At 66.1% G+C, this 15078-nt stretch carries 8 protein-coding genes and 2 pseudogenes; 8 read left to right on the top strand and 2 right to left on the bottom strand.

The window, feature by feature from the left end:
- Nucleotides 1-7: 7 nt before the first annotated feature.
- From add to AB0E67_RS26075, 8 genes and pseudogenes are all read left to right on the top strand, one after another.
- A complete protein-coding gene (gene add / locus AB0E67_RS26110; RefSeq protein WP_362031032.1) occupies nucleotides 8-1039 on the top strand; it encodes an adenosine deaminase in 1032 nt (343 codons plus the stop codon).
- Between the two features lie 648 nt (nucleotides 1040-1687).
- Nucleotides 1688-1816, top strand: a pseudogene (locus AB0E67_RS26105) (DNA-binding protein); the annotation flags it as partial.
- 20 nt (nucleotides 1817-1836) lie between these two features.
- A complete protein-coding gene (locus AB0E67_RS26100) occupies nucleotides 1837-2013 on the top strand; it encodes a hypothetical protein (RefSeq protein WP_362031030.1) in 177 nt (58 codons plus the stop codon).
- A gap of 19 nt (nucleotides 2014-2032) precedes the next feature.
- Nucleotides 2033-3115: a protein kinase family protein gene (locus tag AB0E67_RS26095; protein ID WP_362031028.1), complete on the top strand. Its 1083-nt coding sequence runs from the start codon at nucleotides 2033-2035 to the stop codon at nucleotides 3113-3115.
- Between the two features lie 328 nt (nucleotides 3116-3443).
- Nucleotides 3444-4430, top strand: coding sequence for an FtsK/SpoIIIE domain-containing protein (locus tag AB0E67_RS26090; RefSeq protein WP_362031026.1), 987 nt, complete (start codon nucleotides 3444-3446; stop codon nucleotides 4428-4430).
- 218 nt (nucleotides 4431-4648) lie between these two features.
- A pseudogene (locus AB0E67_RS26085) lies at nucleotides 4649-5903 on the top strand (replication initiator).
- Nucleotides 5896-6081 carry a helix-turn-helix domain-containing protein gene (locus tag AB0E67_RS26080; RefSeq protein WP_362031025.1) on the top strand — a complete coding sequence of 62 codons (186 nt, stop codon included), beginning with the start codon at nucleotides 5896-5898 and terminating at the stop codon, nucleotides 6079-6081. The pseudogene AB0E67_RS26085 and the gene AB0E67_RS26080 overlap by 8 nt, the downstream one beginning before the upstream one ends.
- The gene (locus AB0E67_RS26075; RefSeq protein WP_362031023.1) at nucleotides 6078-7346 is read left to right on the top strand and encodes a tyrosine-type recombinase/integrase; all 1269 of its coding nucleotides are present in this window, start codon (nucleotides 6078-6080) and stop codon (nucleotides 7344-7346) included. The genes AB0E67_RS26080 and AB0E67_RS26075 overlap by 4 nt, the downstream gene beginning before the upstream one ends.
- Nucleotides 7347-7498: 152 nt before the next feature.
- On the opposite strand, the gene AB0E67_RS26070 is transcribed toward AB0E67_RS26075, so the two are convergent.
- Nucleotides 7499-7759 carry a hypothetical protein gene (locus AB0E67_RS26070; protein ID WP_362031021.1) on the bottom strand — a complete coding sequence of 87 codons (261 nt, stop codon included), beginning with the start codon at nucleotides 7757-7759 and terminating at the stop codon, nucleotides 7499-7501.
- An 86-nt stretch (nucleotides 7760-7845) separates the two neighbouring features.
- A complete protein-coding gene (locus AB0E67_RS26065; protein WP_362031074.1) occupies nucleotides 7846-14604 on the bottom strand; it encodes a polymorphic toxin-type HINT domain-containing protein in 6759 nt (2252 codons plus the stop codon).
- Nucleotides 14605-15078: the final 474 nt, after the last annotated feature.

Below are 15078 nucleotides of genomic sequence, written 5' to 3'. Positions count from 1 at the left end.
GTTCACCATGACCACCGAACCCGCCCGCGTGGACGCGTTCATCGCCGGCCTGCCCAAGTGCGAGCTGCACCTGCACATCGAGGGCACCCTCGAACCCGGCCTGAAGTTCGCCCTGGCGCAGCGCAACGGCATCGAGCTGCCGTACGCCGACGAGACCGCGCTGCGCGCCGCGTACGACTTCCACGACCTGCCCGGCTTCCTCTCCGTCTACTACGAGGGGATGTCCGTGCTCCGCACCGAGCAGGACTTCTACGACCTCGCGGCGGCCTACGCGGCCAAGGCGCACTCCCAGAACGTGCGCTACGCGGAGATCTTCTTCGACCCGCAGGCGCACACCGCGCGCGGCATCGCCTTCGACACCGTCATCCGCGGTCTGACCCGCGCCCTCGACGACGCCGAGCGCGCCACCGGTTTCCGGGGCCGCCTCGTGATGTGCTTCCTGCGCGACTTCCAGGCCGAGTTCGCGATGACCACGCTGGTGCAGGCGCTTCCCTACAAGGAGTGGATCACCGGCGTCGGCCTGGACTCGGACGAGGCGGGCAACCCTCCGGTGAAGTTCCGCGAGGTCTTCGCCCGGGCGCGCGCCGAGGGCTTCCGGCTGACGATGCACTGCGACGTCGACCAGAAGAACTCGACGGAGCACATCCGCCAGGTCATCGAGGAGATCGGCGTCGACCGCATCGACCACGGGGTGAACGCCCTGGAGGACCCGTCGCTGATCGAGCGGATCCGCGAGCGCGGCCTCGGCCTGACGGTGTGCCCGATCTCCAACGCGCATGTCACCGACGGCATGAAGGCCGCCGAGATCCGCGCCCTGCTCGACCAGGACGTCAAGGTGACGGTCAACTCCGACGACCCCGCGTACTTCCCGGGCTACGTCGCGGAGAACCTGGCCGCCCTGCGCGAGCCCGCGTCCCTCTCCGACGCCGACCTGGTGCGCCTCCAGCGCAACGCGATCGAGATCTCCTGGGCCGCCCCCGCCGTCCGCGAGGAGTTCCTCGCCGAGCTGACGGCCTACGCGGAGCACGGCGGGGTCTGACCCACCGTCGGCCGGTCGGCCGGTTCGCCGGAGATCCCGGCGGACCGGCCCTCGACTGCGAGCGTATGCACCGCCCGGGTGCCGACCACTCTGTTTGGCTCGGCACCCGGGCGGTGCAGTCGACGAGCCGCTCGGACAGCGGTGGGTCGACGTGTCCTCCCGGATGGCCAGAACACCGGCCTGGTCCACTTCCACGGCGTCATCCGGCTCGACGGCTCCGACGGCAGACGCAGCCCCCAGCCACCTGTGCCGCCACCTCACAGGGCCGCGTTCGGTCGAGTCGGACGCGAGCGGTGAGCGCGAACTCGCCTGGAACGTACAGCTCGACATCCGACAGATCGCCGCCTTCGGCACCAACGCCGGACTCACCGATCAAGCGGAGTCCGCCTCCGCGGCCAAGTACGCGGACGCCTCCCACACCCCCTCGACCGTTCCCTGTTCTGCCGCCTCCGCCAGGGCCGTGGCGCCATCCTTCTGCCCCACCGCGCCCCGCTCTCCTGTATCACGTGCGACGGAACCGGCCCGGCCCCTGCCCGCCTGGCCGTCGCCTGGCACGTGCGGCAGGGTCATCCGCACCTGCTGCTCGCCGCCACAGTCTGGCACCGCAGAGAACTCGCACGGCAGTTCATCGCGGAAGGAGGGCTGCTGATGACCGCACATGAACCGGTCCCGCCCCGCCAGCCGGAGAGTGCGCCGGAGGAACTGCTGACGGTGCCACAGGTCATGGCCCGCCTCCAGCTCGGCCGCTCCGCCGTCTACGACCTCCTCCGCACCCGCCTCAACGAGCAAGCCGCCTGATGACCACGCCCCGAGACACCAACCCCTCCCGCCGCGTGCGCGGCAACGGCGACGGAACAGTCTACCGGCGCAAGGACGGCCGCTGGGAAGCCGTGGCGCTTCAAGGGGAGTACGTTGGCGACGACTTCCGGAGTCACGTCGGTTTGCCTGCCGTGATCGACAACAGTCAGTTGTGATGTCAGTCTGGAGCTGCTCATGGATGTGATCGAGTCAGGGCATGCCGCGCGAGTGTTCGCGTATGCGGATGTGGGCGCACGGCTGTCCCTGATCAGTGACCGGCGGCTGGAGGATGCCGTAGCTGCCGCAGCGAGTATCGGCTCTGGCATCGGCGGCAGGTCGGCTGAGATGCAGGTGACGGGGAGGCGCGTCTTCGTCAAGCGGATCCCGCTGACCGACATGGAGTTGCAGCCAGAGCACGTACGGTCGACCGCTAACCTCTTCGATCTTCCCCTTTTCTATCAGTACGGGGTGGGATCGGCGGGGTTCGGTGCCTGGCGTGAGCTGGCAGCGCACATCCTGACAACAGGCTGGGTGCTGAAGGACGAATACGCGGGATTCCCGCTGCTGTATCACTGGCGGGTCTTGCCGGACAGTCCCCCCACCAGCTTCGCCGACGAGTTCGGGGGCGTTGAGGGGGCCGTGGCGCATTGGGACGGGTCGCCAGCGGTGCGCCGCAGGCTGGAAGCCATCGGACGGTCATCCTTCAGCCTGGCGCTCTTCCTGGAGCATGTGCCCCAGACACTCGGCGCGTGGCTCGGCGAGGCACGGAACGTGGGCTGGCAAGAACGGGGAGGCCAGTCGCCCTACCTATGGGTCGAGGATGCGCTGCGGCGGGGAACGGAGTTCATGGGTGCGCGCGGGATGGTCCACTTCGACGCGCACTTCTCCAACCTGCTCACCGACGGCCGGCAGGTGTACTTCGCTGACTTCGGGCTGGCCCTGAGCCGCGACTTCGAACTCTCGGCGGAAGAGGACACCTTCCTGGCCGATCACCTCGTGTACGACCGTTGTTACGCACCGGGCCACCTGCTTCGCCATCACCTTCCCGACAGCGTGCGTGGTGGCGCCGACCACGGGACCTTCCTGCGCGAATGGGTCGCAGGCCACCAACCCTCCGGCGTTCCGGAAGACATCTGCGCGATCATCGGCCGTCACGCACGGCACGCGATCGTCCTGGACGACTTCCACCACCGCCTGATCACACAAAGCAAGGGCACCCCCTTCCCCGCAGCCGAGGTCCAGCGAGCGCTGAGCGGCGCATCGTCGTTGGGAAGGTGAGAGCCTGCCGCACCGCTCTGGTCAGCTGGCCCTGGCGCGTTCGGCTTCCCTTCGCGTTCGGCCAGAGTCTAAGAGCAGTTCTGTCTTGCAGTCGTCGAGCTCCGTATAGCTTCCGCCCGGGGCTTCTGCCATCAGTGAGGGACGGGGCCGGCGCGGTGGGGGTGAGCGGCGACGAATGTCTCGTTTCGGTCGCGGCGCGGAGGCGCGGGCAGGGGCTGTCCTCGCTGGCGGGAGGAAGGCGATCCATCCTTTGGGGCGACCGAGGCCGTAGGTCGGGGCTTGCACGTCCTCCTCGCGGTAGGTGGCGGCGATGCGCAGGAGGCGGGCCGTGGCCTCGGCGGAGTCCCTCGTCCAGCCGTGCTCGGTGGTGCGGCGCATCCGGATCAGCCAGCCCAAGCCCGGAGTGATCGTCGCCCGGGGATTTCGGCGGGAGCCGCTGGAGGCTGTGATCCGCTCACCACTGCTCGGTCCCGACGGCTCCCCGGTGTGCCGACCGGGGCAGTTCGTCTCCACCGATGACGTGCTCCTCGGCTGGCACGAGGACGGCACCCCGATCGTGCTCAACCTCGCCTACTCCGCGCACGCCCTGGTCGCCGGCCTCACCCGCTCCGGCAAGTCGATCACGGTCAACACCCTGCTCGCCTACGCATCCCTGATGGGAGACATGCGTCTGATCACGATCGACCCCAACCTCGGCGCGGTCGCGCCCTGGTGGCGTACCGCCTTCAAGGTCTCCGACGCCATCCACCCAGACGAGCCGACCGAGATCCTGCGCTGGGTCCGCGAGGAGACGCAGCGCGGCGAGCGGCTGTTCTGGCCCGGTCGTACCGACCGCATCACCGAGTTCAGCCCCGAGCTGCCGCTGCTGCTCGTGGTGATCGACGAGGTGGCGAACTGCACCCGGCACCCGGACCGCAAGGCCCGCGAACGCTTCGAGGCCGAGCTGCTGGCCATCGTCAGCCAGGGCGCCAAGTTCGGCATACGGCTGTGGCTGCTCGCCCAGAAGCCCTCCGCCGACGTGCTCACCACCGCCGTGCGCACCAACCTGTCCGCCCGGATCTGCCACGGCGTCGACACCGTCGAGGACTTCCTGCACCTCTTCCCCGACGGCCGGGAACTGGACATCACCGCCGCCGACCGCACCATGCCGCAAGGCGTGTCCATCGCCTCCGTCGGCGACATGCGCACCCCCGTCCGACTGCGCTCGGTCTACCTGCCCACCGAAGCCTGCTGGCAGATCAACGACCTCATGTGCGCCGAAGGGCTCAAGGTCCGCGACCTGCCCGACCACATCGACTTGGACAAAGCCGCGTGACCGCCGCCTCCTGGTCCCGCTACGCAGTGATCCCCGGCAAGGGCGTGTAGTCGCCAAACCCTCGCCCTCGCCGGGGCCTCCCTCCCATCCATCCACGGCACACGCGTGCCGCAGTCCAGAGAGGTCCCGCCAGCATGCCACCGCACACCCCGACCACCACAATCCCCCGCCCCGACCCGGCCGCACCCGCGCTGCCCACGTTCACCGGGTACCGGAACCTGCTCGGCGTGGTACGGCAGCTGTCCACCTTGGGTGGCTGCGCCCAGCCGCTCCGGCTCGAAGGTCAGCGCACCGAGATCGACGCCTTCACCGGCGAGATCCTGCGCGAACTGAAGTCCAAGGAGCTGCCCGCCGGGCACCTGCTGGTCCGCTGCGGCAACCGCCGCACCACCCGCTGCCCCTCCTGTGCCGAGCTCTACCGCCAGGACACCTACCACCTCATCGCCGCCGGCCTGCGCGGCGGCAAGACCATCCCCGACCAGGTAGCCGCCCGCCCCCGCGTCTTCGCCACCCTCACCGCACCCTCGTACGGCCCCGTCCACGGGCGACGCACCTGCGGCTCCGCCCGCTGCCGCTGCGGACGCACCCACACCAAGGACGACCCGCTCCTCGGCACCCCGCTCGCCCCCGAGCGGTACGACTACACCGGCGCCGTCCTGTGGAACGCCCACGTCCCGGCCCTGTGGGCCCGCTTCATGCTCCACCTGCGCCGCACCATCGCCGCCGCAGCCGGCCTCCCGCAACGACTGCTCTCCAGGGTCGCCCGCGTCTCGTATGCCAAGGTCGCGGAGTACCAGCAGCGCGGACTGATCCACTTCCTCGCCGTGATCCGCCTCGACGGCCCCGCAGGCCTCTACACCCCGCCGCCCGCCTGGGCCACCCCCGAACTCCTCGCCGACGCCATCCGGATCGCAGCCACCCGCGCCCACATCGACGGGCCCGAGGTCAACGGCCGCGCTCGCTCCTTCGACTTCGGCGAGCAGATCGACACCAGGGTCATCCGGTCCTCCGCTTTCCAGGGCGGGACCACGATCACCGAGGGCAAGGTCGCCGGATACGTCGCCAAGCACGCCGCCAAGTACGCCGAAGCCGCCACCGGAACCCTCGACCACCGCCTGAAGAAGATCACCGACCTCTGGTTCGAGTCCGTACCTGAGCACGCCGCCCGGATGATCCGCACCGCATGGGCCCTCGGCCCCGCGACGACCTCAAGCACCTGAACCTGCGCAAGTGGGCCCACATGCTCGGCTTCCGCGGCCACTTCTCCACCAAGACCCGCACCTACTCCACCACCCTCGGCGCCCTCCGGGCCGCCCGAGCCGCATGGCAACGCCGCCACAGCCCTCACCGACCACCCTCGTCCTCGCCCACTGGGCCTACGACGGCACCGGCCTCACCCCCGACCTCGAACGCCTCGCCGCACTCATCAACGGCGGCCCGACACGCGAACAGGCGGTGACAGCCGGTGCGTGACGACGAACTCCTCACCGTCCCCGAGGCTATGGCCCGCCTCAAGATCGGCCGCTCGGCCCTCTACGACCTTCTGCGCACCCGCCGCCTGGCCTCGCTGGCCATCGGCCGCGCCCGCCGCATCCCCACTCACGCCCTCGCTGACTACGTACGGCGCCACCTGGAAGAGGCCGCCCGATGACCGCCCCCAAGCGCAAGAAGGCCCGCGCCAACGAAGAAGGCACCATCTACCAGCGAAGAGACGGCCGCTGGGAAGCCGCCGGCTACGTCCTCGCCGCCAACGGCACCCGCAAACGCGTCCGCGTCTACGGCACCACCCGCAGAGAGGCCGCCGATAAACTCGTTGAGAAGATCGCCGACAGCAACCGCGGGCTGCCGGTCGCCACCGCCGACAGCACGCTCGGTGACTACCTGACGTACTGGCTCAGCAGTGTCGCCTTTCACCGGCTTCGCGAGAACACCCACACCCGCTACGCCGCCTGCGTCCGCCTCCACCTCATCCCCGGCCTCGGCACCAAGAAAGTCGCGCGGCTCACCGCCAAGGACGTACGCACCTTCCTCGACCGGCTCCGCACCACCTGCCAGTGCTGCGCCCAAGGACTCGACGCTGTGCGGAAGAGGTGCTGCGCGGTCGGCGAGTGCTGCCAGAAGCGGTTGTCCGCTTCGACCGTGACCTACGTGCACTCGGTGCTCAAGTCGGCGCTGGAACACGCGGTCCGCGAAGACGAGCTGCCCCGGAACGTCGCGCGCAACGTCAAGACCACCACGCACCAGCCCAGGCGCTTCAGTCCGCTCACCGCAGCCGAGGCCCGCCAGTTCCTCGACGCGGCCCGCGCCGACCGGCTCCACGCCCTGTACGAACTCGCGCTGCGCACCGGCCTCCGCAAGGGCGAACTCCTCGGCCTCCACTGGGAAGACCTCGACCTCACCACCGGAACAGCCAGCATCCACCGCTCGCTCCAACGCACCCGAACCGGCGGCCTCACCCACCTGCCCACCAAGACCCGCGCCTCCGAACGCCGCATCGCCCTCCCTACCGAATGCCTCCACTCCCTCAAGGAGCACAAGGAACGGCAGGACAGGGAGCGGAGGCAGGCCGGGTTGGTTTGGAGCGACAGCGGCCTCGTCTTCACTACCCCGACTGGCCGGCCTCTCGACCCGGCCAACCTCACCCGCCGCTTCCGCAGCTTCATCGACCGGGCCGGTCTCCGACACATCCGCTTTCACGACCTCCGCCACTCGACCGCCACCCTTCTCCTGGAGCAGGGTGGCGACCTCGTCGTAATCAAGGAGTTGTTGGGTCACGCCCACATCGGCGTCACCGCCGGCGTCTACGCCCACGTCCGACTCCGACTCCAACGCCAAGCCATCAACGCCCTCGGCAACGCGCTCAGCTCACCACAGAGATGCACCGACGAACCGTCCGCCCCAATGGCCGTCCACTGACGTTGCCGTCACCGTTGCCGTCAAGGCGGAGCGGAAGTTGACGTATCAGAGACACCGAAGGCCCCGAGACTGCAGATGCAAATTCTCGGGGCCTTCGGTGCGTCTATCAACACAGGCTGCGGTCAGTCGAAAAGGATGTGAGTCGAAGAGGCTTAGTCTGCCATCCGCTCCAGGATCAGATCAATCTCGGATTCGATCTCTTGGTCAGCAGTAAGATGGACATGCATCCCATTGCTTACGCCTTCCTGCGCAAGCGTAAGAAGGTGTCGCGCCAATGAAGTGAGCCCCGCACGGTTGGCCTTAATGAGCACTTCCGATCGAGTCGCAGAGACCACGATCTCAAATCCCTCATCCCACGAGAAGCGCAGCCCTTCATCAGGCCGGTAATCGGGGGTGACAATCACTTGCTCCATCGAGTGCTCCTAACTTACTGACTAGCGACTTTGCTGCCCGAGGGCGAGTATTAACCCCCTCGGGCAGCAAATCAACTGGAATTGACCTACTCGAGATAGATGTGTCGATTCTCGACGACCATCATTTTTCCAGGCTTCTTCGGATTGGGGGCGAGTCGCTCAAAGTTCATATGCGGGCCACCGCCATGCTGTCCAGTGATATCCGATTCACCCATTCTTGCAACACGTGTACCGTCCCTCGAAACGTACCGCCCGCTACCCGGAACAGTCTCCTTGTATCCAGAACCAAGCCACTTCTCTGCCGAATCGAGCGCATCGTTCGTCGGTGTGCGGGTTCCGTCCACCGGGTGGCCATCGCCGTCGTACTTACGCACCGAGGTCCATGGACAATTTGCATTGTGAACGAGGACCGGTGTCTCGCCCGCCAGCACATAGTACGTGTGCAGGTCGTCCACGGTCAGATTGTAGGTGCGCGCATGCCTCGTGAAGCTCCGATTGGCCGTCACGATGACTGTGTGGCCGTCGTCCGACCGCAGGGTCATACCCGGCTTGAGTCGCCCAGCCTCGATCCAATCGGCCTCAGAAGGGGACCAGAATGGGTGCTCGTGAGTAGCAGTGAGCTTCTCGACGCCGTCGCCTGTGGCGATGGACAGCTCATTGAACTGCTTGTCGTCATCCGTGACGATGAGCCGAGTTACTTTCCTTGCCCCGGTCTTACCTGTTTCCGGATCAGTTGCGAGAACCTTGTCGCCGAGTTCGATTTCCTCAATCTTCTTGGGCGCCCCGTCAGCCATTTCGACGCGGGTGCCTGCTGGGAAGCACTTGCAACCAGATCCTGATTTCTTGAGCTTGAGCCGAGGACCGATCGGCCCGACGAACCGCGGACCATCTCCGTACTGAACGGCGAACCCAAAAGCCTCGCTCAGCTGCTCACCAAAGCTTTGCACCGGGCCACATTCGACTCCCTTTTGCTTACAAAGGAAGTCCAGCACGACGACCTGCACAGTGCCGTCCCATGGGATTTTGTTACAGCCCGCAGATCCAATTCGACAGGAGTCATTGAACTCGAAATTATGCGATGCGGGTTTGAAGATGTTCTTCGTCTGAGGGTTCTTGAGAAGCGCGTCGACGGCTTGGACATAGTCGTTCGTGGTCGCTTTGACGTAGCTCGTTCCCACACGATGACGCACTGGCTTCGCGGTGCCGGCCACGTATTTCCGCGCCTTGTCCCGGTTCTCGGCAGGCTTGTTGCTCCCGCCGCCGCTGTCGACTCCATGGTTGTCGTGCATGCCCTCGGGGATCCACAGGCCCGAGGGATCACTGGAAGTGACCGGGGTGTTCTTGGCGTAGGTGTAGCCATTCATCTGCTGGGGGTCGGTCATGTCGAAGACCGGGTCCACGGAGATGAATCGACCGAGGTTCGGGTCGTACTCGCGGGCGCCCAGGTGGGTGAGGCCGGTGTCCTTCGTGTCGTCGGTGCCTCCCACGAAACCTCTGGTGCCCGGCCAGGCCGCCGGGTTCTGGCCACGTATCCCGCCGAAGGGAAGCGTGCGGCGCTGCGTCAGCGCCAGGTCTGACGCACTGACGGCAAGTTCACCGGTGCCGTGGTGATCGGCGATGGTGAAGGAGAAGGTTCCATCATCTGCACGGACAGCCATCTGTCCGCCGCCGAGGTCGAAGTAGCGAGTGGCCTTGGACTTCGTCGCCCCGGTGGGCAGCGTGACTTCGGTGTGGCCCAGATACAGCGTCGCTTCGGTGTCGGTGCGCTTGATAAGCCGGTTGCCTGCCGCGTCGTACACGTAAGTGGTGGTCTTGCCATCCTCGGTCACCGAGGCGAGGTGGCCTTCGGCGTCCCAGGACAGAGCTTGACCGGGGCGAGACGTGGTGTTGCCGCTCGGATCGTATGCGTAGGCGTCGGTCGTGGTACCCGACGCAGTCGCTGTGGTGATGGATGTGAGGGAATGGGCAAGCGGCTTGCCCGGGCCGGGATAGTTGTAGCTCCGCTTGATGTCCTGGGTCACGTTCCCTGAGGTGTCGTGCTGCACTTCGGTGACGCGATTGCCCGACTTGTCGTAGGCGAAGCTCTGCCAGTACGGCGCGGGTCCGCCGATCTGGCTGGAGACGGGCTGCTCCGCACACGTGGTGGTGGGCTGGGTCCATGCCTCGGTGAGGCGGCCGAGGTAGTCATTGATGAAGCACTGGTTGTCGGTGCCGCTGCGCGACACGTCGGTCATCGACCGGACGTACCCGGCTTCGTCGTACCTGTAGGTGACGTGGCGGTCGACACCGGGCTGGTCCTGGCGGTCCACACGAGAAGTCGCCAGTCGCTGCGTACCCCACTCGTAGGTGTTGGTGACCTGCGTGATCTTGCCGCCGGTCGTCAGACCCATCGTGTACTGCAGGGGCTTACCCGTCAGGCTGTAAACGGTGCTGGACGTCATACCCTCGCCGAAGACACCGATCCGACGCAGGGTTTCGTCCTCGTAGGTGTAGTTCGAAGACCCACCGGGCAACGATCCCGCTGCGGAGTAGCTGACAGTGCTCGGCAGCCCGGACGGCAAATAGGCCGTACCCGACTGATAGGTGCCCTGTAGATTCCCCTCGGCCACCGGTATGACAACAGCGGTCTTGATGGCTCGGTAGAGCCGGTCGTAGGCCGTGACCTTGGTGGTGTACGCGTTCCCGTCAACGTATCGCGTGGACTCGGCAAGCTGGCCCTTCGCACCAGTGATCGTGTCGTACACCTGCTTGGTTCGCAGCGTGCCCGTGGCCGACCCCTCACGCACCTCGGTCTGTCGGCCGAGGCCGTCGTAGAGGTAGGTCAGGCCCGGGACATCGGTACGCGAGCCCTTGCTGAAGGTCAACTGTCCGCGGTCGTCGTAGCTGCTGGACGTGGTGCCCTTGTCCGGATCGTTGACCTTGATCTGACGTCCGAGTTGGTCGTACTCGTAGCTCCAACTCATGCCTCCGGGGCCGGTGACCTTTTCCAGCTCGTCACGAGGCGTGTATACGTAGCTGGTCGTGTCGAAGGGGGCATCGGCGGAGCGGCTGTGGTGCTGTTGCAGTTCGGTGATGTTCCCGCGGACGTCCTTGACGGTGGTTGTCGCGGTGCCGCCCACCGGCGGAATGACAGTGGTGCGATCCCCGCCGTATATGGTCCTGGTGGTGTTGAGAACCTGCCCGCCGTCGCCGTTGCCCGCGATCTGCCGGGTTTCGACAGCTCGGTTCAGACCATCGAATGTGGTGCGGGTCTGCGTCTCCACTGACAGAGCATCAGCCGGCTTGAAGAGAACACTGCTCGGCTTGCCTGTCGTGTAGTACGGCTCGAACGTCTTGGCGGGGAGGCCACGCTCGTCGTAGAAGACGTCCGTGATGACGCTGCCGCCGTCCGGCCCCGGGGACTGGGTCTGCCGCTCGCGCTGGAATCCGTCATAGAGCGCGTACGACGTGATCTGGCCGCCCTTGTTGTTCAGGGTCTTCGTCGCGACGGCGACCGTCGCATCGGTGACGGTGTAGGCGAACTCCTGGTTGGGAACCTGGGTGTTACGGCGGTCCGGCAACCAGACCTTCATGGAGCGCCCAAGTGCGTCGTAGGTCAGTTCGCTCACATTGCCGTTGGTGTCCGTCTCCTTGACAGCCGTACCGCGCAATGGGTCGACGGTGGTGACGGTGGTCTGGGCCGTAGTGGCATCCGTGGAGTCGGCGGGAGGCGTGGTCACCTTGATCTCGGTGACCAGCCCCGTGGCAGGGACATACGTGGTGGTCGTCGTACGACCGTCCGCTCGAACAGTACGGACCGGGGAACCGGTCCCCGTGACCACGACATCGGCGACCAGGTCCGTCGTCTTCACCTGGCGTCCGTAGCCGTCGTAGGTGATACCTGATTCGACGTACGTCGCCTTGCTGCCGTCGTGGCTCTTGAGCTTGGCCATCGCGGTCGGATCACCCTTGACCGGAGCCGCACCGTAGGCGCCGCCATCGTAGGCGGTGCGCACGTCCGAGAGGACGTCCTTGGAACGGTCGGTCTGGGCAGCGCACGACTTGGTGACCGTCTCCTTGCGGGAGAAGAGGTGGATCAGGTTGGCATCTGTCACCTCCGGGTACGTGGTGCGGGTGCACCGATCGTCCGCCGGCGTGGCATCGTTCCCGAAATCGTCGATCTGGGTGACCCGTCCAGCGACGGTGTCGTGCGTGAAAGCCGACGACGTGGTCCGCCATTTGGCGCCCGCGCCGTTGTCGAGCGAGTCCCAGCCCTTGACACTGGAGGTACCGGTGAAGTTGGCCGTCACCGTGCCCCAGTCGCGGACCTTCTTCGCCGTTTCATGGTGCCAGGGCCTGCTGACGGACTTGTTGAGTACCTTCCCGCCCGGTTGGTCGAACTGAACAGACTTGTAGACGAATCCCGCCGCGGATTCGTGGTCGGGAATGGGGTCGCCCTCACCCTCGGCCAGCGATACGGAAACCGTCTTCGTACCCCCGGTTGCGTTCTTCCGGTCGCCGTCCATGCCGCGGAGGAAGTAGGAGTCCTGCTGTGTCTTCATGGCGGCGTCGCCGCCCTGACCGCCGGTCCGGACCCGGACCTGGCCGTAGCCGCGCCACTGTGACCAGGTCTTCTCCTTCTCCTTGGTCAGGCCGTCGTCGTCGTCGAAATGCCAGGCAGCCCCTCCCAGGTAGTCGTATCGCGTGACCTGGTCGGGCGAGCCGCCGATGCGGTCGGTCGCCGTAACAGAGGTAGTCACATACTTGTTGAACCAGTGGCGTTCGGCGGGGTCGGAGTCACTGCCACCGATGTACTGGGGAAAGCACCGCGTGGTGTTCGTCTCAGGCGTCGGAAGAGAACTCCAGTTGCAGTCCGCGGCCGAGTAGTTGGCACTGAGCTCACCCCCGTACTCGTCCGCCACTGAGGAGAGCCGAGACTTGATGAAGGGCGCGAACCCGTCGCCAGTCTTGTCGAGTCGGTTCGCCAGTTGCTCGTAGGCGAACGTGGTCTTGGGCAACGTAATGGCGGGTGCCGCGGACTCGCCCGTGTGCTGAATGCTGTCCAGCAGGAGTTGGTAATCCGTGTCAGCCATGCCCCAACGGTGGTTGAACGCCCAGGAGTCGACCTTGCCGTACGTGCCGTCGGACTTGAGGACCTGGGTCGCAATTCCGGTCAGGCGCTTACGGGTCCAGAAGGAGGGGGACAACCTGTTGTTGTCACAGCTGGTGCCGGCCTTGCAGTTCAGGTCCCACGGCGTGTCGTACCAGTAGAAGGCCTTGGTGTCGATGGTGTCGGCTGCGCAGGTCACATCAGTGGTCGGCAGGCATCGTTCCGCGTTGCTGAAGACCACCTGGGCAAGGGGCTTGGTCGCATACAAGTCAGTCGACTTCTGCCCGTAGTCGATCCGCTCAAGGTAGCCACCACGCGTGTAGGGGGTGTCGTCCTCCGATTTGAGGTTGCGCCCGTAGGAGTTGGTCTCCTTTTTGTAGTGGTAGCTGATCGTGTTCCCGTGGGCATCGACGGCATAGTCGAGGTTCCATCGCCATGCCTGTTGGCACCAGGAGTCCGCGAACGTCGCCGCGTGGCACTTCTCACCGGCATTGTTGCCGTAGACCGGCATGGTCCAAGTGGAGTCCGTAGTGGCCTTGCCCGCAGTCCAGCCGGGCAGCCGGTTGTACCCGAAGTAGTACGTGATGCCGTCCGGTGCGGTCAGCCGCCAGTACTCACCGTCGTTGTCCCCATTGCCCCGGTCGGTGGATTCCAGGCGCTTGATCCGCGTGCCGTCGTCGTTCTTCAGCCTGAATTCGTCCTTGCCGGTGGGAACGAGTTCACCGCTCGCTCCGTTGAAGGAGATGAGAGCGTTGTCGTAGGCCCAGCACATGTCTCCGGGCTTACTGCCGTCAGCGTTCTTCACACCGTCGTCCGCGCACGGCTTGTAACGGCGTTCGATGTGCCCGGGCCAGAGGTCGAACCCATCGCCTACCCAGGAGCCCTGATTGTTCGTCCCGCCGGTCCGTCCGTCGATGGCTCCGGAGGTGTACGACAGGCCGACGGTCGGTTTCAGGCCTCCCGCGACATCGGGTGTCGGGATCCCGTACGACCAGATGAAGTCCCCGGTGTTGAGGTTGGTTTTCCAGGTGGACGAAGGTGCCAGCGGCGTGGCCTTGTAGTCCCCCTTGTCGCCAGCGGCCGAGGCCGTCACGGCCAGCACGGTCGGCCTCGAGGGCCGAAGGCTCACCGACTTCGCTGTCAGTGTGTGCTCTGCCGTGCTGTTGATGGCGGCAACGGGTCTGGCCTCACGGCAGCCCTTCTTGTCGGGCGTCGTGAGTGCGCAGGCCGGTAGTTCGACCAACCGCATGCGGGAAGCGAAGGAGCCGCCGAAGAGCTCCGCGTAGGGTGCGTAGTCGACGGTCAGCGCGATCGATTCGCGTGCCCCACCGAGGGCAGACGACTTGGAATCGAGAGTGAACAAGGAGCCCTTCACCCCGACACGCTCGGCCTGCTCGCGGCTCAAGACCTGCGCGGTCACAGTGTTCGGAGTGCGGGTGCTGTTGACACCGTGGCCCTCGGGCGTCGCACTGTCCCGAGCCGGGCCGATCCCGATCGATTGTCCTCGGGGAACGGCGAAGCGCTTCGTGCCCTTCGTCTGGCCATCCGGAACCGTGATCGTGACCGCACCGGCGGAGGGCAGATCCGCCTTCGGCGCTCGTTGCGGAGTCCTGGTCCCCGAATTCCGCTTACGCGGTTTGACCTTGGCCCCCTTGCTTCCTTCGACGGGCTTTTCAGCCTTCGGAAGTCCGGGCAGATTCGAGACCGCAGCCGTGGACGGCTGAACTCCCGCGGCCTGGAGCAGCGTGGCGACCATAACCGCGGAGACGGCCAGCGGAAGTCGGCGGCGCACTCTGCTCCTCAAGAGGCCCCCTGCAGTATGTCTCATATGTGATCTCCATCGATGCCGGGCGCCGCAGACCCTCCACGGGGCTCGCGGCGCGGAATGGAAGGGGACGGCGTTTCCCGGCCCTGGCGGCCGCATGACATCGGTCGACCAACGGGTTGGTCGGACGCCATCAACCACGCCATCAGGAAGTCGAGCTCAGCAGGCGCGGCATCGCACGAACCGAATGCCGTGCAGTGGATGCCGGTGGTGACTTCGCCCATGAACCCGCGAAGTCCCGAACCGAGTTGTCCGAGACAGTGACGAGCCCAGCTCGCGCGATGTCATCCAACACGGCTGCCAGGCACGCCGATAGGACGGCGCCCTGGCATGCACTCACCCAGCGGAACATGTATCGAATGAGGGCCGGACGGTGGCACGGGGAGGAATGGCTGAACCCAACGC

The sequence above is a fragment of the Streptomyces sp. NPDC032161 genome (genome assembly GCF_040636995.1).
Classification (GTDB): Bacteria; Actinomycetota; Actinomycetes; order Streptomycetales; family Streptomycetaceae; genus Streptomyces.
This window is presented reverse-complemented; position numbering and strand designations above follow the sequence as displayed.

What these genes read in the sequence shown, in the direction of transcription:
- add (WP_362031032.1), top strand. Translation starts at nt 8, where the DNA reads ATGACCACCGAACCCGCCCGCGTGGACGCGTTCATCGCCGGCCTGCCC.
- AB0E67_RS26100 (WP_362031030.1), top strand. Translation starts at nt 1,837, where the DNA reads ATGACCACGCCCCGAGACACCAACCCCTCCCGCCGCGTGCGCGGCAAC.
- AB0E67_RS26095 (WP_362031028.1), top strand. Translation starts at nt 2,033, where the DNA reads ATGGATGTGATCGAGTCAGGGCATGCCGCGCGAGTGTTCGCGTATGCG.
- AB0E67_RS26075 (WP_362031023.1), top strand. Translation starts at nt 6,078, where the DNA reads ATGACCGCCCCCAAGCGCAAGAAGGCCCGCGCCAACGAAGAAGGCACC.
- AB0E67_RS26070 (WP_362031021.1), bottom strand. Translation starts at nt 7,759, where the DNA reads ATGGAGCAAGTGATTGTCACCCCCGATTACCGGCCTGATGAAGGGCTG.
- AB0E67_RS26065 (WP_362031074.1), bottom strand. Translation starts at nt 14,604, where the DNA reads ATGGTCGCCACGCTGCTCCAGGCCGCGGGAGTTCAGCCGTCCACGGCT.